General features: G+C 73.9%; 20 protein-coding genes. 13 read left to right on the forward strand and 7 right to left on the reverse strand.

Features of this window, described 5'->3' with window-relative positions; translation table 11 throughout:
- Nucleotides 1–261 precede the first annotated feature (261 nt).
- From IQ279_RS16470 to IQ279_RS16515, 10 genes are all read left to right on the forward strand, one after another.
- Nucleotides 262–1,551: an ATP-grasp domain-containing protein gene (locus tag IQ279_RS16470; protein ID WP_206349294.1), complete on the forward strand. Its 1,290-nt coding sequence runs from the start codon at nt 262–264 to the stop codon at nt 1,549–1,551.
- A complete protein-coding gene (locus tag IQ279_RS16475; RefSeq protein ID WP_206349295.1) occupies nt 1,548–2,396 on the forward strand; it encodes a Rossmann-like domain-containing protein in 849 nt (282 codons plus the stop codon). Before IQ279_RS16470 ends, IQ279_RS16475 begins: the two co-directional genes overlap by 4 nt.
- On the forward strand, nt 2,393–3,478 hold the full coding sequence (locus tag IQ279_RS16480) for a PLP-dependent cysteine synthase family protein (RefSeq protein WP_206349296.1): 1,086 nt from the start codon (nt 2,393–2,395) through the stop codon (nt 3,476–3,478). The genes IQ279_RS16475 and IQ279_RS16480 overlap by 4 nt, the downstream gene beginning before the upstream one ends.
- Nucleotides 3,475–4,572, forward strand: coding sequence for a dipeptide epimerase (locus IQ279_RS16485; RefSeq protein ID WP_206349297.1), 1,098 nt, complete (start codon nt 3,475–3,477; stop codon nt 4,570–4,572). Before IQ279_RS16480 ends, IQ279_RS16485 begins: the two co-directional genes overlap by 4 nt.
- A complete protein-coding gene (locus tag IQ279_RS16490; RefSeq protein WP_206349298.1) occupies nt 4,569–5,855 on the forward strand; it encodes an MFS transporter in 1,287 nt (428 codons plus the stop codon). The genes IQ279_RS16485 and IQ279_RS16490 overlap by 4 nt, the downstream gene beginning before the upstream one ends.
- A complete protein-coding gene (locus IQ279_RS16495; protein ID WP_206349299.1) occupies nt 5,852–6,670 on the forward strand; it encodes a class I SAM-dependent DNA methyltransferase in 819 nt (272 codons plus the stop codon). Before IQ279_RS16490 ends, IQ279_RS16495 begins: the two co-directional genes overlap by 4 nt.
- A 69-nt stretch (nt 6,671–6,739) precedes the next feature.
- Nucleotides 6,740–8,338, forward strand: coding sequence for an ABC transporter substrate-binding protein (locus IQ279_RS16500; RefSeq protein ID WP_206349300.1), 1,599 nt, complete (start codon nt 6,740–6,742; stop codon nt 8,336–8,338).
- On the forward strand, nt 8,335–9,288 hold the full coding sequence (locus tag IQ279_RS16505; protein ID WP_206349301.1) for an ABC transporter permease: 954 nt from the start codon (nt 8,335–8,337) through the stop codon (nt 9,286–9,288). The genes IQ279_RS16500 and IQ279_RS16505 overlap by 4 nt, the downstream gene beginning before the upstream one ends.
- Complete coding sequence (locus IQ279_RS16510; RefSeq protein ID WP_206349302.1) at nt 9,285–10,142, forward strand: ABC transporter permease; 858 nt, start codon at nt 9,285–9,287, stop codon at nt 10,140–10,142. The genes IQ279_RS16505 and IQ279_RS16510 overlap by 4 nt, the downstream gene beginning before the upstream one ends.
- The gene (locus IQ279_RS16515) at nt 10,114–11,679 is read left to right on the forward strand and encodes an ABC transporter ATP-binding protein (protein WP_206349303.1); all 1,566 of its coding nucleotides are present in this window, start codon (nt 10,114–10,116) and stop codon (nt 11,677–11,679) included. Before IQ279_RS16510 ends, IQ279_RS16515 begins: the two co-directional genes overlap by 29 nt.
- A 44-nt stretch (nt 11,680–11,723) precedes the next feature.
- Here the strand turns inward: IQ279_RS16515 and IQ279_RS16520 are convergent, their stop codons facing one another.
- The 6 genes from IQ279_RS16520 to aztB form a co-directional block, all read right to left on the reverse strand.
- On the reverse strand, nt 11,724–12,296 hold the full coding sequence (locus IQ279_RS16520) for a GNAT family N-acetyltransferase (RefSeq protein WP_206349304.1): 573 nt from the start codon (nt 12,294–12,296) through the stop codon (nt 11,724–11,726).
- A 77-nt stretch (nt 12,297–12,373) separates the two neighbouring features.
- Complete coding sequence (locus tag IQ279_RS16525) at nt 12,374–13,153, reverse strand: class I SAM-dependent methyltransferase (RefSeq protein ID WP_206349305.1); 780 nt, start codon at nt 13,151–13,153, stop codon at nt 12,374–12,376.
- 117 nt (nt 13,154–13,270) lie between these two features.
- Nucleotides 13,271–14,476: a zinc metallochaperone AztD gene (aztD, locus tag IQ279_RS16530; protein ID WP_206349306.1), complete on the reverse strand. Its 1,206-nt coding sequence runs from the start codon at nt 14,474–14,476 to the stop codon at nt 13,271–13,273.
- A gap of 53 nt (nt 14,477–14,529) precedes the next feature.
- Entirely contained in the window at nt 14,530–15,474 is a 945-nt protein-coding gene (gene aztC, locus IQ279_RS16535) for a zinc ABC transporter substrate-binding protein AztC (protein ID WP_206349307.1), read from the reverse strand.
- Nucleotides 15,471–16,703 (reverse strand): WD40 repeat domain-containing protein, encoded by a 1,233-nt coding sequence (locus IQ279_RS16540; RefSeq protein WP_372445164.1) that lies wholly within the window; start codon nt 16,701–16,703, stop codon nt 15,471–15,473. The genes aztC and IQ279_RS16540 overlap by 4 nt, the downstream gene beginning before the upstream one ends.
- Before the next feature lie 22 nt (nt 16,704–16,725).
- The gene (gene aztB, locus IQ279_RS16545) at nt 16,726–17,580 is read right to left on the reverse strand and encodes a zinc ABC transporter permease AztB (protein WP_206349308.1); all 855 of its coding nucleotides are present in this window, start codon (nt 17,578–17,580) and stop codon (nt 16,726–16,728) included.
- Nucleotides 17,581–17,641: 61 nt separating this feature from the next.
- Here aztB and aztA point away from each other — a divergent pair, with 61 nt between their 5' ends.
- The 3 genes from aztA to IQ279_RS16560 all read left to right on the forward strand — a co-directional run bounded on the left by aztA (nt 17,642) and on the right by IQ279_RS16560 (nt 21,308).
- Entirely contained in the window at nt 17,642–18,391 is a 750-nt protein-coding gene (gene aztA / locus IQ279_RS16550; RefSeq protein ID WP_307792389.1) for a zinc ABC transporter ATP-binding protein AztA, read from the forward strand.
- Between the two features lie 130 nt (nt 18,392–18,521).
- Complete coding sequence (locus IQ279_RS16555; RefSeq protein ID WP_206349310.1) at nt 18,522–20,624, forward strand: ATP-binding SpoIIE family protein phosphatase; 2,103 nt, start codon at nt 18,522–18,524, stop codon at nt 20,622–20,624.
- Nucleotides 20,625–21,011: 387 nt separating this feature from the next.
- Nucleotides 21,012–21,308, forward strand: a complete 297-nt coding sequence (locus IQ279_RS16560; RefSeq protein WP_206349311.1) for a hypothetical protein — start codon at nt 21,012–21,014, stop codon at nt 21,306–21,308.
- A gap of 80 nt (nt 21,309–21,388) precedes the next feature.
- On the opposite strand, the gene IQ279_RS16565 is transcribed toward IQ279_RS16560, so the two are convergent.
- Nucleotides 21,389–22,051, reverse strand: coding sequence for a Fur family transcriptional regulator (locus tag IQ279_RS16565; RefSeq protein WP_241028239.1), 663 nt, complete (start codon nt 22,049–22,051; stop codon nt 21,389–21,391).
- Between the last annotated feature and the right edge of the window lie 30 nt (nt 22,052–22,081).

Consider the following 22,081-nt stretch of genomic DNA (forward strand, 5'->3'; position numbering starts at 1 on the left):
GGCCCCCGGGGCCCGGCCGGTGAGGGCGGCCGAGGCCGCACGTTCGGCGTGGACTCGTCTGTGTGGGGTTCGCAGGAGCCGCATGCCGTGACCGGCTGAGCCGTGGTGAGGGCGGGGCCTCGCACCGGTGTGCTGCGAGGGTTCACCGGGCCCCCGGCCCCGCAGTCGCTCCCCGAGATCCCGGCACTCCAATGGGTGACAATGAAAACGATAACCGTTAATCTCATCGCGGCCATGCTCATGCCGTGCGAAGGGCGGACCGTGGGACATCTTCTGATGATCGAGAGCTGGGTCGGATCGATGAGCCGACTGCTGCCGCGCGCCATCGGGGAGGAGGGACACCGGTTCACCTTCCTCACCCGGAACCTGCATCATTACCTGCGCTCCGCACGGCCTCCCGCGCCACACCCCCTGCTCGCGGCGGAGAACGTCCTCACCGCCGAGACCAACGACCTCCCCGCCCTGCTGGAGTACGCCGAGCGGCTGCACGGGGTGCTGGGTTTCGACGGCGTGCTCTCGTCCTGTGACTACTACCTTCCGGCCGTGGCCCGGGTGGCCGAGCGTCTGGGCCTGCCGGGGCCCGCGCCGCGGGCGGTCGAGGCCGCGTGCCGCAAGGACACCACACGGCGAGTGCTGGAGGACGCCGGTGTGCCGGGACCGCGCCACGCGGTGTGCCGGGACTGGCCCGGGACGGCCGAGGCCGCCGCGCGCATCGGTTTCCCCCTGGTGGTCAAGCCGACCGACCTGTGCGCCGGCATGTACGTACGCCGGGTGGACGACGAGCGGCAGCTCACCGAGGCGTACAAGGCGCTGGGCGACTTCCCGGTCAACGCGCGCGGCCAGCGGCGCGCTTCCACCGTGCTGCTGGAGGAACTGCTCACCGGCCCCGAGATCAGCGTCGAGACGGTGTCGTACGACGGCACCTGCCGGGTCGTCGGAGTGACCGACAAGAGCGTCGGCGGTGGCCGGGCCTTCATCGAGACGGGCCACATGTTCCCGGCCGCTCTGGACCCGGACACCGTACGGGAGGCCGCCGACACCGCGGTGGCCGCGCTCCGGGCACTGGGCCTGGACCAGGTCGTCGCCCATACCGAGATCAAGCTGACGGACGACGGTCCGCGGGTGGTGGAGGTCAACCCGCGCCCGGCCGGCAACCGGATCACCGAGCTGGTCCGGCACGTCACCGGGATCGACCTGCCGGCGGCCGCCGTGGACGTGGCGCTGGGGAACCGTCCGGACCTCACCCCCCGGGACACCGGAGTCCGCAGCGCCGCCATCGCCTTCCTGCTGCCGGACCGGGGCGGCGAACTCGCCGGATTCGACGGAGCCGGGGCCGCCGAGGCCGCACCCGGGGTCCGTGAACTGGACCTCGCGGCACCCGGCCGGAACGTACGGCGGGCCACCAGCAACAACGACTACCTGGGCCACGTCATGGTCACCGCGGCCGAGGAGGGGGCCGCCCGGGGGCGGGCGGAGACCGTCCTGGCCGGGCTGCACCCCCGCTGGGCCGATGCCGGAGGCCGGGGCGAGACCGAAGGAGGCGCCGCGTGACGGTCGCCGCCGTGCCCACCGTCCACTCCGTCGCGGAGCTCCACCAGCGGGTACTGGCCGGAGAGTTCGGGCCCGGTCCGGCCGGCCTGCGGATCTCCCTGGCCTTCACCACCACCCAGGCCGTACGCCACCAGGGCCGCAGCAGCGGCTACCGCAACGAGGTGCTCAGCCTGCGGCTGGCCGGGGCGGTCGGCTCCTGCGCGGTGGAGCCCGGCACCCTGCCGGACGGCGCACTCGACGACTGCGTCGGCACCGATGTCGCGCACCTGCTGGAGCACCCGTCACCGGCGGTACGGACGGCCGCCCTGGACGCCTACCTCGCCCACGTCGTGCCGCACACCCCCGCCAACGGCGCCCTGCCCCACCGGCTGCCGCCGGGCGGCAGCCTGGAGAAGTCGCGCGCCCGCGCCCGCGCCGTCGTGGGTCTGCTGCCGCCGGGTCCCGCCGTACACCGGGTCCTGGTCGTCGGTGTCGTCAACTCCCTGCTGGAGGCGCTGCGCGAGCGCGGCACCGGGTACGTTCCGTGCGACCTCAAGGGCGGCACCACCGAGTGGGGCGAGCCGGTGCTCACCGACGCGCAGGCGGAGCTGGACGGCTGCGACGCCCTCCTGGCCTCGGGCATGACCCTGGGCAACGACACCTTCGAGCCCCTGCTGGAGCACGTCCGCGCCACCGGCAAGCCGTTCGTCCTCTTCGCCCAGACCGGCAGCGCGGTACTGCCGCGCTTCCTCGGCGCCGGTGTCACCGCCGTCTCCGCCGAGCCCTACCCCTTCTTCTGGCTCGACGGAGGCCCCGGAGTGCTCCACCACTACCGCCTGCCGCACGGACCGGGGAGCAGCGCATGATCACCCTCGCACCCGAACAGACCGCAGCGCCCGAACTGCTGTCCCTGCTCGGCCGCACGCCCATGGCGCGCATAACCGCCCCACTGCCGCACCCTCACCCCGGTTTCTGGGCCAAGCTGGAGGCCCAGGGAGTGGGCGGGCTGAAGGCCCGTGCCGCGGTCGCCATGCTGCGCGGAGCCGGGGAGCGCGGTGAGCTGCGGCCCGGGGCGCCCGTGGTGGAGTCCACCTCTGGCACACTCGGCATCGGACTCGCCTTCGCCGGACAGGCCCTCGGCCATCCCGTAGTGCTCGTCGGAGACGCCGAACTGGAGCCGTCGGTGCGCGCGCTGCTGCGGGCCCACGGGGTCCGGCTGGAACTGGTGGACCGGCCCGCGCCCTGCGGCGGCTGGCAGGCCGCCCGGATCGCCCGGCTGCGCGAACTCCTCGCCGAACTTCCCGGCGCCTACTGGCCCGACCAGTACAACAACCCCGACAACACCGCGGGCTACGCCGGTATGGCCGCCGAGATCGGCGACGCCCTGGATCACCTGGACGTCCTGGTGTGCAGCGTGGGCACCGGCGGGCACAGCGCGGGACTCACCGGCCCGCTGCGCCGCCGCTGGCCGGGGCTGCACGTCATAGGAGTGGACTCGGTCGGCTCCACGATCTTCGGCCAGCCGGCCCGCCCGCGGCTGATGCGCGGCCTGGGCAGCAGCATCCATCCCCGCAACGTCCGGTACGAGATCTTCGACGAGGTGCACTGGGTCGGCCCGCACGAGGCCGTCGACGCCTGCCGCCGCCTGGCCCGGAGCTGTTTCGTCAGCGGCGGGTGGAGCACCGGCGCGGTCGCCCTGGTGGCCGCGTGGGCAGCCAGAACCCGGCCCGGCGCGGTGGTGGCCACCGTCTTCCCCGACGGGCCGCACCGCTACCTGGGCACCATCTACGACGACGACTACTGCCTGCGGCACGGCATCGGCGCCGGTGCCCCGCCCCGCGACCGGCCCCTGGAGATCCCCCACCCCCGTGCCGTCGAGGCCACCGGATGGACCCGCTGCGGAGCGGTCGCCGACCCTCTGGCGGCGGGAACGGAGGGCTCGGCATGAGGCTCACCGTCCGCACCGTCTCCCTCGAACTGGCCCGGCCGCTGCGTATCTCCCGGTCCGTGATGGCCCGCCGCGACGCGGTGTGGGCCAGGATCGAGCACGAGGGGACCACCGGTCACGGCGAGGTGGTCAGCTCCGTGTACCTGGACCTGACGGCCGAGCGGGCCGCCCGCGCCCTGCTCGACCGTGCCGCTCCCGCGCTGGCCCGGCACCCCGGCCCCGAGTCCGCCCTCGTGGACCTGCGGGAGGGCACCCTGCTGCCCCCGGGGCTCCCGCCGGGCGTCACGGCCGCGGTCGACTCGGCTCTGCTGGACCTGCTGGGCAGGTCCACCGGGCGCCCCGTCCACCGCCTGCTGCCCGGCCAGGGCGTCCGCTGCGCGCCGCCGGCCGCCGCCACCGCCCGCACCATCGGCATCACGCCTCCCGCCGACGCGGCCGTCCAGGCCCGCGACCTGACGGCCCGCGGCTTCCGCCTGCTGAAGATCAAGGCCGGCGCGGCCGACCCGGCCGAGGACCTGGACCGGGTCGCGGCGGTGCGCGACGCCGCCCCGGGCGTGCGGATCCTGCTGGACCCCAATGGCGCCTGGGAGCCTGAGCAGGCCCGGGAACTGCTGCCGCGCTTCGCCGCGCTGGGAGTCGAGGCCGTGGAACAGCCCACCGTCCCCGGCGACCCGGAGACGCTGGCGCGACTCGCCGAGCGCTCCCCCCTGCCGCTGATCGCCGACGAGGACGCGACCGGGTACGACGACGCCCTCCGCCTGGCCGGGCGGGTGCAGGGCGTGAACGTCAAGCTCGCCAAGTGCGGAGGCGTCCACCAGGCCCTGCGCATCATCGACGCCCTCGACGGCAGCGGTACCGACGTCATGCTCGGCTGCCTGACCGCCTCCTCGCTCGGCATCGCCCCCGCCGTGCACCTGGCCGACCGCGCCCGCTGGGCCGACCTGGACGGTCACCTGCTGCTCGCCCACGATCCGTGGCAGGGCATCGGCGGCGCCGACGGAACCGTCCGGGCCACCGGCCTGCCCGGACTCGGTGTCACCCCCGCGCCCACCCCCGCCCCGGCCGCCCTCCCACCCGGAAAGGACACCGTGTGAAGACCGTCCGCGCGGTGAGGGGCTTCCCCCTGGCCGTTCGTCTGCTCCTGATCAACCAGTTCGGCGTCAACACCGGCTTCTACCTCCTCATCCCCTATCTCGCCCTCCACCTGGACGAGGACCTGGGAATGTCGGCCGCGTTGATCGGGGTCGTGCTCGGGGTGCGCAACCTCAGCCAGCAGGGGCTGTTCATCATCGGCGGGTCGGCCGCCGACCGGCTCGGGGCCCGCGGCGTCATCATCGCCGGATGCGCCCTGCGCACGGTCGGCTTCGGGCTCTTCGCGCTCGGCGACTCCCTGACCGTGCTGCTCGCCGCCTCCGTGCTCAGCGGGCTGGCGGGAGCCCTGTTCAACCCTGCCGTACGCGCCTACATCTCCGTGGAGGCCGGGGAGCGCAGGGCCGAGGCGTTCGCCCTCTTCCAGCTCTTCGCCACCTGCGGCGCGCTCACCGGGCCGCTGCTGGGCAGCGCACTGCTCCTGCTGGACTTCCGGACCTCGGCGCTCACCGCTGCCGGGATCTTCGCCGTGCTCACCGTCGCCCAGGCACTCGTCCTGCCCGCCCGTGAGGTGGAGAGGACCGGCCGCCCCGGAGTCCTCGGCGACTGGCGGGAGGTGCTGGCCAACCGCCGGTTCCTCGCCTTCGCCCTCGCCCTGACCGGTATGTTCACCCTGGAGACACAGCTCTACCTCCTGCTGCCGGACGGTGCGCGGACCGCCACCGGCCAGGCGTGGGCGGCCGGCCTGGTCCTCCTCACAGGCACGGTCGCGGGTCTCGCCCTCCAGTTGCGCATCACCGCCCGGCTCAAGCGGCTCGGCAGCCGCGGTCGCTGGATCTCCACCGGCCTCGCCCTGATGGGACTCGCCTTCGTACCGCCGCTCCTGGTGACCGGTCGGGTGGGCGGCGGGCCGCCGGACACGGCCGCCGCGGCGGCACTGCGGCTGCTGCCCGTCCTCGCCGGCGCGTTCCTGCTCTACCTCGGTGTGATGGTGGCCCAGCCCTTCGTCATGGAGCTGATCCCCGCCTTCGGCCGGGAGTCGCTCACCGGTACGCACTTCGGCATCTTCTACGTCGTCTCCGGGATCGCGGCCGCGGCCGGGAACGCCGCCGTCGGCTGGACGATGGACATCGGGGAGCGGCTGGAGCGGCCGTGGCTGCCGTGGGTGTGCTGCCTGGCCTTCGGTCTGCTCTCCGCGGCCGGGGTGACCCTGCTGCGCCGCCGGGCCGTTCTGCCGGAACCGGCGCCCGCCCACCGCACCGCCTCCCCGAGGGAGGTGGTGTCGTGACCAGCGGCAACCTGCTCACCGACCGGCCCGAGCTGTACGAGGCCCAGTTCCCCGACCCCGACCGGACCGCCGCGCGCTGGACCGAGGACGTCCTGCTGCGCCACGGCGCCGGCCCCCGCGTCCTGGACGCCGGCTGCGGCACCGGACGGGACGCCGCCCACCTGCACGCCCTCGGCCGGCAGGTGACCGGCATCGACCTCGCCGAGACGATGCTGGACCACGCCCGCGTCCACCATCCCGGCCCCGACTACGTCCGCGCCGATCTGCGCGACTTCGGCCTGGGTCGCACGGTGGACGCCGTGGTCTGCCTGGACAGCGCCCTGCTGTACTGCCACACCAACGCCGAACTCGCCGGTTTCCTCGCGGCCTGCCGCAGGCATCTGTCGCCCGGCGGCCTGCTCGTCGCCGAGATGCGCAACGGTGCCTTCTTCCTGGGGAACACCGAACTGCTCGACACCCCCCGCACCCGGTCGCTGACCTGGCACGGTGTCACCCACACCTCCGTCACCACGCTCCGGATCGACCGCGCCGCCCAGCTGCTGCGGCGGCGCAGAGTGTGGACCGCCGACGACGGATCGCCTCCCGCGGAGCAGCGCTCCGCCTGGCGGCTGCTCTTCCCGCAGGAACTGCGCCACCTGCTGGACACGGCCGGGTTCGAGGTGCTGGAGCTGCACGACGGGCCGGGGCCGCGCACCGATCCGCCCTGGAGCCCCGGCGCCCCCGCCCCGGGCGGCGGAGCCGACGGTGACCGGCTGCACCTGGTCGCCCGGCTCTCCGCACGGCCACCGGAACACGGCACCGGCGCCCCGGCCTGACCGCTCACCCCGCCTCCCAACGCCGCCCCCCGATCACCACCCGGCACCAGCGAGCAAGGAAAGAACACCATGGACGACACAACCATCACCACCGGACACCCCGGCGGGCCCGCGCGGCGAACCGTCCTGGCGGCGGGAGGCGTTACGGCCGCCGCCCTGGCCCTGGCCGCCTGCGGCGGGCCGGAGGGCAAGGGCGCGGCCGGTGGGGGCGGCGACGGGAAGCCGCGCCGCGGCGGGAAGCTGCGGGCCGCCTTCGCGGGCGGTGGGGCGAACGAGACCCTCGACCCGCACCTGACGAACCTGTTCGCCGACGCCGCCCGAGCCAAGGCGCTGTTCGACAAGCTCGCCGACTTCGGCTCCGACATGTCCGCCCGGCCGCGGCTCGCCGAACGCTGGGAGCCGAACAAGACCCTGGACCGCTGGACCGTCACCCTCCGCGAGGCGAAGTGGCACGACGGCAAACCGGTCACCGCCGAAGACGTGCTCCACAGCTACCGGCGCATCGCCGACCCCGACCGGGCGTTCCGGGCCAAGGCGTCCCTGGAGCCCATCGACCTGGACGACAGCCGGGCCCGGGACGAGCGGACCGTGGAGTTCCGGCTCAAGCGCCCCTACGCCGAGTTCCCCAACGTACTGGCCGCCTTCGGCGCGTACATCGTGCGGGCCGGGGCAGACGACGCCGGGGACTTCGGCGAACCGGTCGGCAGCGGCCCGTTCCGCCACGTCTCCTTCACCCCCGGCCGTTCCCTGCTGGTGAAGCGCTTCGACGGCTACTGGGACGGCGCCCCCCACCTGGACGAGCTGGAGTTCACCGTCGCCGACGAGGAGTCCGCGCGGATCAACGCGCTGCTGGGCGGCCAGGTGGAGTACGCCCACGAACTCAACCCCACCACCGCCCGCGCCCACGACGGCGGCGACCGGGTGCGGATCGTGCGCCTGCGCAACAGCGCCATGCAGGGCTTCGTGATGAAGACCGACCGAGCCCCTTTCGACGACCGGCGGGTGCGCGAGGCGTTCTTCCTCATCGCCGACCGCCGGGAACTGGTCGACGGAGCACTCTCGGGGGCCGGGGAGATCGGCAACGACCTGTTCGGCAAGGGCTACCGGTACTACGCCGGGAACATCCCGCAGCGGAAGCGGGACCTGGAGCGGGCCAGGAGACTGCTGCGCGAGGCCGGGCACGGCGACGGGCTCACCGTCACCCTGGACACCTCCCCGGTCGCCACCGGCTTCGTCGAGGCCGCCGAGATATTCAGGGAACAGGCCGCCGAGGCGGGCGTCACCATCGAGGTCAGGGTCGGCAACGCCGACACCTACTGGAGCGACACCCTCGACTCCGGTGTCCTGGCCTGCACCCGCTCCGGAACGATGCCCATCGAGTCGCACATCTCCCAGCGGCTGCTCACCGACTCCCCCACCAACGCCACCAAGTGGCGGCACAAGGACTTCGACGAGCTCTACCGGCAGGCCCAGTCCACCGCCGAGGAGAGCGAGAGGACCGCGCTGTACGAGCGGATGCAGCGCCGCCTCCACACCGAGGGAGGCTTCCTCGTCTGGGGCTTCGCCGACTGGATCGTCGCCACGGCACCGGGCGTGCGCGGAGTCGCCGAGGACGCCCCCGCGAACACCCTGGACTGGGCCCGTTTCGACCGGGTGTGGCTGGCGTGACCGACCGCCGTTCCTGGCTGCTGCGGCGGCTGGTGCTCGGCGTGGCGCAGACCGCCGGCGTGGTGGTGCTGGTCTTCGCGCTCACCGAGGCGCTTCCCGGCGACGCGGCCGTCGCACTCGCCGGGGACGCCCCGGATCCCGAACGCGTCGAGCGCATCCGCGAGGTCATGGGGCTGGACCGGCCGGTCGCCGAACGGTTCGGGGAGTGGGCGGCCGGGCTGGTCCGCGGCGACCTGGGCGTCTCGCTGGTGTCCGGCCGCCCGGTCACGGAGTACCTGGCGGCCGGTTTCGGTCCCACCGTGCTGCTCGCCGGCCTGACCATGGCACTGCTGGTACCGGTCGCGGTGGGGCTGGGCGTGCTCGCGGCCCGCCGTGAGGGCGGCCGCGCCGACCGAGTGATCAGCACCGTCACGCTCGGCGTCTACGCGGTCCCCGAGTTCGCCCTGGGCGTGCTGCTGACGGTGGTGTTCGCGCTGTGGCTCGGCTGGCTGCCGCCCACCGCCGTCGGGTACGGATCCGGTCTGCTCGGCCATCCGGCCGTGCTGGTCCTGCCGGTACTGGTCCTGCTGGCCCGGCCGGTGTGCTCCGTCAGCCGGCTGGTCCGCGCCGGGATGATCGACGCCATGGCCTCGTCCTACACCGCCCAGGCCCGGCGCTACGGCGTCGCGGAGAGCCGGATCCGCTGGACGCACGCACTGCCGAACGCCGCGGCCCCGGCCGTGCAGCAACTGGCCCGGACCGTCGACTGGCTGCTGGGCGGGGTGGTCGTGGTGGAGGCCCTCTTCGTCATCCCCGGACTCGGCACCGTCCTGATGGACGCGGTGGCGGCCCGTGACATCCCGGTCGTCCAGGGACTGGCGGTCGTCTTCGGCCTCGTCACGGTCGCGGTGAACGTGGGAGCCGATCTGGTGACGCACGACCTCGCACCGCGAACGGGGGTGAGCGCGTGAAAGGCTCGGCACGGCGGCCCTCCGGGCAGGCGGTGCTCGGCGCCGCACTGATCACCCTGCCCCTGCTCCTGGCCGTCACGGGCCCCTGGTTCGCCGGTGAACCGGGGCCCCGCGGGGTTTCCTTCACCTCCGGGGAAGGGCACTGGCTGGGGACCGACTTCACCGGCCGCGACGTGTGGCGGCAGGTCCTGCTCGGCGGGCGCTCGGTGGTGGTGACCGCTGCGGTGGCCACCGTCCTGGCCTACCTGGTCGCCCTGCCGGTCGGCCTGGTCGCGGCCCTCACCCACCGCGCCTGGCTGGAGGAGTTCCTGATGCGGCCGTGGGACGTCGTGCTGGCCGTCCCCTCCCTGCTGCTGATGCTGATGGTCGCGGCCCTGCTCGAGCCCGGAGCGGCCGGGCTGGCGCTGATCGTGGCCCTGGTCAACGTGCCCGACGCGGTCCGGATCGTCCGTGCCGGCGCTGCCGAGGCGGCCTCCCGGCCCGCCGTGGAGGCGATGCGGATGCAGGGTGAGAGCTGGTGGCGGATGGCGGTGGGCTACGTCGGCCGCTCGATGCTGCGCACACTGGCCGCCGACGCCGGCGTGCGGCTGACGGGCGCGCTGTACCTGGTGGCCACCGCGGCCTTCCTGGGGGTGGGTGTCGCCCCCGACGCCGCCGACTGGGCCGTGATGGTGGACCAGGGCCGCACCGGGCTGTTCGTGCAGCCGTGGGCCGTGGTGGTCCCGGCCGTGCTCATCGTCGCGCTGACCACCGGCACCAACCTGCTGTTCGACGCCTCACTGGCCAGGAGGACCCGGGGAACGCGCCGGGGGAAGGAGGCCCGGGATGTCCCGGCCGGTCGCACGCGTCGATGACCTGCGGGTGGAGGTGGACGGCCGGGCCCTGGTGGACGGGGTCTCGTTCACCGTCCTGCCCGGCCGCTGCACCGCCCTGGTGGGACCTTCCGGCAGTGGGAAGAGCACCACCGGCCTGGCCCTGCTCGGCGAGTACCCGGCCGGGGCGCGGGTGAGCGGTACGGTCGACGTGGCCGGCCCGGCCGGGTACGTCCCGCAGAACCCCGCCGCCGCGCTCAACCCGGCCCGCCGGGCCGGAGCCCTGCTGGCCGACATCGCCCGCGCGGGAGGCGGCGGCCGCGCGGAGCGGGCCGGGCGGGTCCGTGCCGCGCTGCGCGCGGCTCAGCTTCCCGATCCGGAGCAGGTGCTGCGCAAACACCCGCACCAGCTCTCGGGCGGCCAGCAGCAGCGGGTCGTCATCGCGCAGGCCCTGCTGTCGGGCGCGCCGGTGCTGGTCGCGGACGAACCCACCACGGGCCAGGACGCGCTGACCAAGCGGCGGGTGGTGGACGAGCTGCGGGCGGTGCTCGCCCGGGGGGTGGCGGTGGTCCTGCTCAGCCACGACCTGGACGTGGTGCGCGAGCTGGCCGGCCACGTCGTCGTCCTGCGGGATGGGCGGACCTCTGAGAGCGGGCCCACCGCACGAATCCTCTCGGCCCCCGGGCACCCCCGCGCCGCGGATATGCCGGCCGCTGCCGTACCGGTGCGGACGGACGGACCACCGGAGCCGGACGGCCGGGGCGCCGCGCCCGCTCTGCGGGTGGAGGGTGTGACCGCCTGGCACGGGCGCCGCCGTACGGGCCCCGTGGTGCTGCACGACCTCTCACTGACGCTCGGCGCCGGGCGGTGCCTTGCCGTGGTGGGCCGCTCCGGCTCGGGCAAGACGACCCTCGCCCGCTGTCTGGCGGGGCTGCACCGGCGCTGGTCGGGCCGGGCCCTGCTGGCCGGGGAGCCGCTGCCGCGCAGCGTGCGCGACCGGAGCCGGGAGCATCTGGCCGCCGTGCAGTACGTCTTCCAGGACGCCAGGGCCTCGTTCGACGAGTACCGGCCGGTGCTGGAGCAGGTGGCACGCACCGCTGTCCGGCTGCGGGGCGCGGACCCGGACGAGGCCCGCACCGAGGCGCTCTCGGCGCTCACCGGCGTGGGGATCGGCGCGGACACCGCCTCCCGTCCGCCCGGCGCCCTCTCCGGCGGCGAGCTGCAGCGGGCCGCTCTGGTCCGCGCCCTGCTGGCCCGCCCGAGGGTACTGCTGTGCGACGAGATCACCTCAGGGCTCGACCCCGTCGCCCGGAAGGACGTCTGCGCGCTGCTCGCGGGGCTCACGACCGGTTCCGGGAACGCCTTTTCCCCGAGGGAGGGGACGTCCCTGGTGGTCGTCACCCACGACCTGTCGGTGGCCGCGGGACTGGCCGACGACATCGCCGTGGTCGACGAGGGGCGTGTGGTGGAGTCCGGAGCGGCCGGGCAGATGCTCTCCGCCCCCCGCCACCCGTTCACACGGCGCCTGCTGGAGGCGATGCCCTCACTCGCCGGCGCAGTGAGGGGGCCTTCGGCCTGATCGCTCCGGTCGGCGCCCGCGGACCGCGGGCGCCGACCGGGATGTCAGCGTGGCAGTGGGATCTCGTAGTGGACGGTCGCGAAGCCGGGGCCGTGCTCGCCGGTGCTCCTGGCGTCGAAGATCTCCTTGGCGACGCTCTCCCAGAAGGGCCGGGCCCCGGGGACGTCGACGTTGGTGTGCAGGTAGAGACTGGCGTAGTCCGCGGCGGCGGCGAAGTCGGCCGCCATTTCGACCATGGTCCTGGCCAGTCCGTGGCGCCGGTGCCCGGGACGGACGTAGACGCGCACCAACTGGGCCGTGGAGCCGGACGGATAGCGTTCGGCGATCCATCGCGGATGCGGGGGGTGCGCGGGGCCGCGGGAGAGGAGGCCGGTGGTGGCCACCACCTTCCCCTCCGGCGCGTCACCGTGCACCGCGACGAGCAGCAGGTGCCGGGGGCCCGTCAGATAGGTGCCGCGGACGTCGACGACGTCCGCGTGCCACGCCGGTACGTACCCGTAGCCGAACTCGCGGTAGAAGGTGTCCAGCATGACGCTGCGCGCGCCCTCGACGTCCTCCGGGGTGGCCGGGCGGACGAGGTAGGGGCCGACGGGGCGGGGCGATGGGAAGTCGTGCATCCGGAATCCATGGGGTCTCGTGGGGGCGGGGTGGAGTGCGGTGGGGGAGCCGCAGGGGCGTCTCCCCGGCCGGAGGGTCAGGAGACGGGTCCGCCGCTGCGGCTGACCACGTGGAAGGCGGTCTTCTCCTCACCGGCGGTGCGGGATGTCAGGTGGTGTTCGGCCCATTCGGCGCGCAGTTCGTCGTCGGTGACCGTCCACCACTCGTAGTCGGCGGTGGTTTCCGACACGCACCTCCCCTCGTGCAGGGTTCTGTAGGTCATCCTCCAGGTGAGGCGTTCCGCGCCGGAGGGCTCGGCCTGTATCCAGCCCTCGTAGTCCTGCTCACCGACGCGGAAGGTGCCTCCTGCGGCCCGTGGTACCGCCACGGGGGTGTGGGGCCGCTGGTTGTTGACCAGCAGCGCTCCGCCGGGTTCCAGGCACCACGCGATCTTCGCCCACAGTCGTCGGCGCTGTTCGGGGGCGAGATGGCCCAGCATGTTCATGGCCAGGACGGCTCTGGGGCTCCTGGGGAAGTCGTAGGTCTGTGCGTCGGCCGCGATCACGGTGACGGTGGTGCGCAGGACGGGGTCGTCCACCAGCCGGGCGAGCAGGGCCGTGCGCATGGCGGGGGAGGGCTCGACGGCGAGTACGGAGACACCGGGCAGGGCCGAGGCGACGGCCCGCACACCGCGCCCGGACCCGGCGCCGAGGTCCGCCACGGGGCCCGACAGGGTGGAGAGGGACTTCAGCTCGGCGGTCAGGGCGGGCGCTGTGCCGTGCCAGAAACCGGCGATCAGCGGATCGATGTACGGAGCGGACGCCGCATAGGGGTCGGGCACCGTCGACTCCCCCCTGGTAACGAAATTCAGATTCATCAAGAATAGGGTTCCGGGGTCCGGGACCGGAAGGGACACGCGGGCGTTCCGGACAGGGCCTTCGGGGGCGGAGGCCGTACGCCGGGCCCGGTACGGCCGCACCGGGCCCGGCGGGGGTCAGTGCTTCACGCCGCTGAGTTCGTTGGGGGTCTTGGGCAGGGTGGCCGTGGCGAGCCGCTCGCCGGACTCGACGTCGATCGCGTGGAGCTCGCGGGTGGCGGGGTCGGAGACGTAGGCGGTGTGGTCGCGCACGAAGATCGCGGGACGGGGCTGCTGCCACTCCAGCGGTTCGCGCCACTGGTCCATGACGGGGATGGTCCGGGTGACCTCCCCCTCCTCGGGGTCGATGACGTGGATCTTTCCGTCGGTGCCCAGGACGAGGGCCTCGCCGTGCGGGCCGCGGGCCAGGGAGCGGAAGGTGTAGCTGGTGCCGAGGTCGACCAGGCGGAGCCTGCCGGTGCGGGTGTCGATCAGGGAGACCTGCTCGGGGCGCTCCAGTTCGGCGTCGGCGTCCTTCTTGTAGTCGCCCAGGACGACGGGGGAGCTCTCGGAGCCGGCCTGGTTGCCGATCCGGCCGTACTCGGTGGGGCTGTCCACCTTGGTGATGGCGCCGTCCCGGTAGATCAGGACACCGTTCTCGCAGCCGATGACGACGGCCTCGTCCTTGGCGGTGGCTTCGCCGTGGACGCCGGGGCACTTCTCGTTGCGGGTGATCTCCTTTCGGTTCTCGTCGAGGACGGTGATGCCGGTCCTCTCCTCCTCGGTGCCCAGGGTGGTGACCAGGCGGCCGTCGGCCAGTTCGACGGCGACGCCGTGGTGGGGGGAGGGGGAGTCGTAGGTGGTGGTCTTCGGCTTTCCGCCGGCGAGGTCGTTCGGGTCGAAGGCGGTGACCTCGCCGGTGCCGTCGGTGAACAGCACGGTCCTGTCGGCGTGGTGCACCACGTGGCCGGGCTTGTCCCCCTGGAACTCGATGTCCGTGAGCTTGCCGCCGGCCGCGTCCAGGACGCGGAACCCGCTGCTGGTGGAGACCATGACGTGGCGGTCGTCGCCGGCCGGGTTGACCCGGTTGAATCCCGGCAGGGGTATGTCCTCGGCGATCTCGAGGGTCTTGCCGTCCAGGACGTAGAGGCCGCCGTCGTAGGTGGTGACGACGGGATCCGTGACCGCCGGGGCCGGGGCCGGGGCGTTGGACTTCGCGTCGGTCTTCTCCGCCGAGGACCGGGTCTGCTGGGTCTCTTCCCCGCCGCACGCGGTGAGCGCGAGGGAGGCCGCCAGGAGGAGGGCGATGCCCGTGGCCTTCGCGGGGCGTGCCGTGTTGCTCATGTCGGTGTTCTTTCTCTTTCTCGTGGTCCGTCCGTGGACGGGGGCTTCGTGGATCAGTCGGTGCCCAGGCCATCGGCTATCGCCGTGGTGTTGGCCCGCATCATGTCCAGGTAGGTCGGGGCTCCTCCGCCCTTGTCGGTGAGGGATTCGGAGAACAGGGGGACGACCTCCACGTCCAGACCGCTCTCGCGTCTGAGGACATGGGCCAGCCGGTCGGGCCGGGAGGAGTCGGCGAAGATCGCGCGGACTCCCGCCTCCCGGACCGCGGTGGCCAGGGAGTCCAGGTCGGAGGCGCTGGGGGAGGCCAGGGTGGTGCCGCTGGGGATCACGGCGCCGATGACGCGGAATCCGAACCGCTGGGCCAGGTATCCGAAGACGTGGTGGTCGGTCACCAGGCTGCGCCGCTCCTCGGGCACCGCCTTGAAGCGCTGCCGCATCCAGGAGGCGAGGTCATCGACCTGCGCCCCGTACCGGTCGGCGTTCTTCCGGACCGCGGCGGCGTCGATGCCGTCGACGTTCTCCACGACCTGTTCGGCGATGAGGCCGACGGCGGTGCGGACGCGGTGGGGGTCGGTCCAGAAATGGGGGTCGGGGCGTCCGGCGGTGTCGTCCGAGGTGTAGGGGAGGGGGTCGACGGCTTCCGCGACGGCGAAGGTGGCGACACCCGTCTCCCGGGCGGAGTCCACGTGCCGCAGGGCGTTCTCCTCCAGTCCGAGCCCGTTGTACACCACCAGGCCGGCCCGTTCGATCGAGGCCGCCTGCGTGGCGGAGACGCCGAACGAGTGCGGGTCGGCGCCCGCCTCCATCAGCACCGTCACCTCGGCCTCGTCGCCGATGACGTTGCGGGTGATGTCACCGAGGATGTTGGTGGTGACCACCACGCCGGGGCGGTCGCCGCCGCCTGTCCCGCAGCCGCCGAGGAGCGGCAGGACGCAGGCCAGGGCGGTGAGCAGGACCGCCGCGGCGCGGCGCCGGGCCGCCGGAGTGCCGGCCCTCATCGTCCGGTCTCCACCATCAGGGCGGGGGCGAAGTCCACGGTGAGGGTGCGGGCCCGCCGCAGGCCGTCGTTGTAGTCGATCTCGTGGACCCTCCGCGCCGCGACGTCGTTGACGTAGGCGCGGCTGGTGTCCACCTCGATGACCGCCGAGGCGATCTGCTCCGGGGAGGCCCCGCCCAGCAGTTCGGTGCTCGCGGTCCGCTCTCCGGTGGTGGGGTCGTAGGCGCTCAGGGTGCCGTCCTTGGTGAGGACGAGCAGCGGTGCGCCCTCGCCGGCGGTGGTCACCGCTACGACGGGACCGGTCTCCACCCGCTTCCAGGTCCGTTCGGTGACGTCGAGCACCCACACCGCGTCGTCGCCGGCCGCGGCGGCGAGGGTGGTGCCGCCGGGCCGGTGCTCGAAGGCGAGGGCCCGGTCGTCGGCGTCCACGGGCCTGCCGTAGGGAACCCTCTCACCGGTGAACTCGCCGTCCTCCTCGGTGACGAGCAGAGCGCCGTCCGAGCAGCCGAAGACGACACCCCGGCGGGTCACGGCCGTGCCACGCACCTGCGGGCACCGCTCTGCGACGGACGCCACCGGCGCTCCGTCGCGGTCGCGCGCCTCGACGGTGTCCCGCGCGGTTCCCGTCCCTGCGACCAGCAGGTGCTCCCGGTAGGGGACGACCGGTCCCTCCCCGGGCCGGCCGGCGACGGGGCGCCCCCTGCCGACGCTGCCGTCCTCCAGCGCGGCGCGGTCGAACAGCCGGGCGCCGCCGTCGAAGGTGACCGCGGTGAGGTCGGCGTCGCTGTGGACATGCTCCGGCCGCCCTCCGCCGATCCTCCCGACACCGCGGATCTTCGAGCGGTAGTAGTGCGCGTGGTCGCCGTGGTCCACCTTCCAGGCGCCGCTGTCGACGATCTGGGTACCGGTGCCGGTGCCCAGGTAGGCGAACCGGCCGTCGCCGGCGATGTCCCGCACCCCCTCGGCCCGTCCCACCCGGGTGACATCCTCGGTCACGAGGTCCAGGACGTGGATCTCACCGGTGCCGGTGTCCGCCATCACCAGGCGCGGCCGCTGCTCGGCGGTCTCCTCGGCCCCCTCGACGTAACCGTGGGGGGTGGCGGACGAGGACGGTTCGGCCTCGGCGGACTTGGCACGTCCCGGACCGTTCTGGCAGCCGGTCAGCAGCACGGCCGCGGCGAGGGCGGCCGCCGCGCGGGTCTTCGCGTGTTTCATGACGAGCTTTCGCATTCCGTTCACGGGGTGAGGGTGTTCAACGGTCGTGGGTGGGGGAGAGCCGTGCGGAGAGGGGCAGGCGGCCCCGGAGGCCGGCGGCGAGGTGGGACAGCAGGAACTGCGCGACCGCGACGGCGGCGATCGTCGCTCCCGCGGCGGTGCCCAGGTGCCAGGACAGCAGCAGGCCGAGGAACGTCGCGCTCGTGCCCAGGCAGGCGGCGCCGGCCATGATCGCCGGAATGCGCCGGGCCCAGGGCAGGGCCGTCGCGGGGGGCGCGATCAGCAACCCGAAGACCAGCAGCGTCCCCACCACGTGGAACGAGGCGACGATGGCCAGCGTCAGGAGCCCCAGCAGCGCGGCGTGCGCGGAACGGGGGCGCAGACCCAGCGTGCGGGCCTTGCGCTCGTCGAAGGCCAGGGCGACGAACGGCCGGTGTCCCACGACGGAGACGGCCAGGGCGATTCCCAGCGCCACGGCGAGGTGGGCGAGGTCGCTCTCGCGCACCGCGAGCACGTCACCGAAGAGGAACCCGGTCAGGTCGACGGCGAACGACTGGGAACGCGAGACGATGATCACGCCCAGAGCGAGCATCCCCACGAAGAGCAGGCCGATCCCCGTGTCGTGCGACAACCGGGGGGCACGGCCGAGCGCGGTGATCCCCAGCGCCATGGCGGCCGCGCTCACCGCCGCGCCGACCAGCAGGTTCCCTCCCAGGAGCGAGGCGACCGCGACCCCCGGCAGCATGCCGTGCGACATGGCGTCCCCCAGGAAGGCCATGCCGCGCAGCACCACCCAGGTGCCTGCCAGGGCGCAGATCAGCGACACCAGGACACCGCCCCACAGGGCACGCTGCACGAAGGCCACCTCGAAGGGGCCGGTCAACCACTCCATGGCGCATGAACATATAATGAAAACGGTTTTCATTTCAAATCAGGGAGAGGGAGGCCTCCAGGTGAAGCAGCAGGTGACGCTCGACGACGTGTCGGCCGGCTACGCGGGGCGGGCGGTGCTGTCCGGGTTCAGCGCGCGGATACCGGCCTCGGCCGTCACGGCCGTCGTGGGGCCGAACGGATCGGGCAAGTCCACGCTGCTCGGCGTGCTGGCGGGCGTGGTACCGGTCATGGCCGGGACGGTGGCCCATCGCACCTCCGTCCGCCCCGCGCTCGTGGCGCAGCGCAGCACCGTCTCCGACGGGCTGCCGGTCACGGTGCGCGACACCGTCGCGATGGGCAGATGGGGACGTCTGGGGCTGTTCGGGCGCATGTCCCCGTGCGACCGTTCGGTGGTCGAGACGTGCATGGAGCGGCTCGGCATCGGCGCGCTCGTGGAGCGGCGGCTCGGTGAACTCTCCGGAGGGCAGCGGCAGCGCGCGCTCGTGGCCCAGGGGCTCGCACAGGAAGCCGACCTCCTCCTGCTCGACGAGCCGACAGCCGGCCTCGACCTGGAGGCGCAGCGGAGAATCACCGAGGTCCTCCGGGAGGTGGCTGCTGAGGGCACCACCGTCGTACACGTCACCCACGATCCGGCGGCGGCCCGACGGGCCGACCACTGCCTGCTGCTCCATGCCGGCAGACCGGCCGGGGAAGGCCCGCCCCACGAGGTGCTGACCGGTGAGGCGCGCGGGAGCGTCCGGGGACTTCCCCGGCCGGCACGGCCTTCTGCGGCGGAGGAGCGCGGAGTCGCTCGCCGGGGCCGGGGGTGAGGTCCCCGGCAGGGCCTGCCGGGGCGGGCCGCCGCCTGCCTCCCGGGGGCGCGGCCGGGTTGCGGCGGGCGGAAGGAGGTCTTCTCCTGGGAGGCACGGGGCTTTGTGACGACGTCGTGCTGGGAGGCGTATGACCGGCCGTGGCGGTCCCCCCGGAACCGGGGCGGCGGGCTGGGGGCAGCCCGCCGAGCTGGTGCTGGACGCCGCCGGTGCGGTGATGGCGTGCACGCGGCCCGTGCTGGAGCTGCTGGGCGGCTCGGCCGGGGAGCTCCGCGGCAGGGAACTGGGCTCCTTCCTCGAGGGCCCGTCGCAGTGGGTGGGACTGGCCGAGGGCGCCGGGCACGGCCACCGCAGCGACGGGCGCGTGGTGCTGCGGCGCGTCGGCGGCGGCCGGGTGGACGTGGACGTGAGCGTGTTCGCGCTCGCGGAGGGAGGCGGGGCGCGCTTCCTCGTCTGGCTGGTGCCCGCGGCGGGAGCCGAGCTCGAGGACGAGTTCGGGATGCGGGTGGCCCTGGCCGGAGGCGGTGTGCTGGCCTCCAGCCCGCGCGCACAGCAGCGGCTGGACCTGCTGCACGCGGCGGCGGTACGCGTCGGCGGTTCGCTGGACGTGGCGCGCAACGCCGAGGAGCTGGTCGATCTGCTGGTGCCGGTGTTCGCCGATCTGGGCGCGGTCGATCTGACCGAGGCGGTGCTGGCCGGGGAGGAGCTCGGGGAGTTCGCCGCGGACGCGCCCATGAGGCGCGTCGCCGTGGCCGCCGGGGAGGGAACGTGGCCCGAGGAGGTCTACGGCCGCGGGGAGACGTTCTCGATCGGGGACGTCGAGCGGGAGCACCTGCTGCGGGGGTCGGCCGGCACCATGCCGGACCTGAGCGGCCTTCGGAGGGCGGCGGCACGGGATCCGCGGCGGTCCCGGCTGACCCTGCCCGAGGCCGCGACCTCCCTCCTGGTCCTCCCGCTGCGGGCGCGCGGGACCGTACTGGGGGCCGTACCGCTGTGGCGGACCGGGGACCGGACCCCGTTCGACCGGGGCGACGCGACCCTGGCCGAGGAGATCGGCTCCCGGCTGGCCCTGGGCCTGGACAACGCCCGCCGGTACACCCGGGAGCGGCGCACGGCCGAGGCCCTGCAGCGCAGCCTGCTGCCTCCTCCGGTGGTGCGCCTGGCGGCGGCGGAGACCTCGGGGATGTACGCGCCGGCCAGTACCGCGGCCGGAACCGGCGGGAGCTGGTACGACGTGATCCGGCTGTCCGGAGTCCGGGTGGCCTTCGTGGTGGGCAAGGTCGCCGGGCACGGAGTGAACGCCGCCGGTGCCATGGGACGGCTGCGGTCGGCGGTGCAGACCCTGGCCGACCTGGACCCGCCGCCCGACGAGCTGCTGAGCCACCTGGACGACCTGGTGACCCGCATCGGCGAGGACGAGGGGCACCGGGCGGGACCGGCCGTCAGCTCCCTGCACGGAGCGACCTGCCTGTACGCGGCCTACGACCCGGTCACCGGACGGTGCCTCGTCGCCAGCGCCGGCCACCCCGGCCCCGTCCTGGCCAGGAGGCAGGGCTGTGCGGCGGACGACGTCGAACTCCGTCCCGGGCCGCCGCTGGGAGGCGGCACCGAACCCTTCGAACCGGTGGAACTGCTCCTGCGGCCGGGCGATGTCCTGGCCTTCCACAGCGGACCGATCACCGCGGTGGTGCGCAACACCGAGCGGGACCTGGAGCGGATGTGCGAGAGCGCCCGGACCGCCGCGAACACCGAACAGCCGCTGAGTGACGTCGGGCCCCGCCTCCTGGCCCGCCTGCGGGAGCAGAACCGCGACGAGGACCTCGCCCTGCTCCTGGCCCGCGTGGACCGGGTGCCGCCCGGGGACACGGCCTTCTGGCGACTGCCCGCCGACCCCGGCCTCGTCGCGCACGCACGGGCCCTGGCCTCCGCCCAGCTGGCGGAGTGGGACCTGGGCGAGCTGGACTTCACCACCGAGCTGATCGTCAGCGAACTGGTCACCAACGCCGTCCGCTACGCCGGCGGCCCCATCGGCCTGCGCCTGACCAGGAACCACCGGCTCGTCTGCGAGGTGTCCGACCCCAGCCAGTCCCAGCCCTACCTGCGCCGCGCCCGACTGTCCGAGGAGGGCGGCCGCGGCCTGTTCCTCATCTCCCAGCTCGCCCACCGCTGGGGCAGCCGCTACACCCCCGGTGGCAAGACCATCTGGACCGAGCAGCTCACCGAGGGCCCCTGAGTTCACCGACGACCGCACTCCGTGCGGACGCCCGGCGTGCCCGGGAGGCGGCCTCGCCGCAGCGCCCCGCGTGTTCGCCTCGCGGTTCCAGGACGACCACTACGGTCGACCGGTGCACCGAGGCCGTCCTCACCGGCGTCGGCCTCGGTGAGGGACGCATCCGCTCGGCGCTGGACGACGCGCTGCCCACCGACGCGGAACTGCCGCCGGGCCGGGAGGGCCGGAGAGCCTTCTTCGCCCCCCGCTCGGTGACGGTCCCGTATGACGCGGCGGGGGCGGCGCCGGCCGGCGGGCGGGATTTGAGGAAACCACCGGCCGGGAGGAACCTGGAACATGGTCCATACGCGGCCAAAGCACCCAGAAAGCTCCGACAGGCAGGTGAAGGACATGGCCACCGCACACGCCCCCCACACCCAGCACCCGCACCGGCACGGCGAGGGGTGTGGCCACGTCGCCTTCGGGCACCGGGGTCACACCGACTACGTGCACGAAGGTCATCTCCACCGCGTCCACGAGGGTCACGTCGACGAGTGCGAGCCCGAAGGGCACGCGGTCCACGGCGACCACCCCCACCGGCACGGCGAGGGCTGCGGACATGTCGCCGTCCCGCACGGTGACCACGCCGACTACGTCCACGACGGATGCAGGCACGCCCTCCACGAGGGTCACTGGGACGAGCACTGAGGCCCGGCGGATGCGCGGTGCCACGGAACCGCCGCCGGGGCTCTGCGGTCCGCCCGCTCCGGTGGCCGGGGTGCGGGCCGTCAGGCCGTCCGCCCGCCCGGGCACTTTCGGCACCGTCCCTCGAAGACGAGCATGTGGCGTACGTCGACGAACCCGTGCTGCCGCTGCGTCGCCGCCAGCCACTCCTCGAACTCCCGGCAGGGGACCGGCACGTTGTACCCGCAACCGCGGCAGACCAGGTAATGCCGGTGTTCGGTGGTGTCCCTGTAGCGGTAGGCCTTCCCCCCGCCGCCGTCGCGCACGACATCGACCAGGCCGAGGCGTTCCAGAGCGGTGAGTGCCCGGTACACCGTGCTCAGGCTGACCGGATCCCCCTGGCACTGGAGGCGCCGGTGGATCTGCCGGGCGCCGGCGAACACCTCCAGCCCTTCGAGTAATCGCAGGACCGTCGCCTGTCGCCGCCGGGTCCCGGGAAGCGGGGACCACCGGCCGGGGGTCCGGGGGGCGTCGCCCGCCGGGGTGCTCCGGTGCGTTCGAGCTGCGGGCCGGCTCCCGGGCGCCTCTCCGGACACCGCGCGTGCCCGCGGAGCGGCCCCGCCGCAGGAAGGGGGCGGGGCTTGCTCCTTTTGTGTCCACGGCTCTCCCGAGGGCCGCTGCGTCGCGCGGAACGCGTGTGGTTCACAGGGTGCGGGTCCTCCTCCGGGTGCGGGGAAGCCCGTCGGTGACGTGGCGTCACTGGCCATGGCGACACTCTATGGGAAACGGTTTTCGTT

Origin of the sequence: Streptomyces verrucosisporus (genome assembly GCF_017114865.1) — a bacterium.
Taxonomy (GTDB): domain Bacteria; phylum Actinomycetota; class Actinomycetes; order Streptomycetales; family Streptomycetaceae; genus Streptomyces; species Streptomyces fenghuangensis.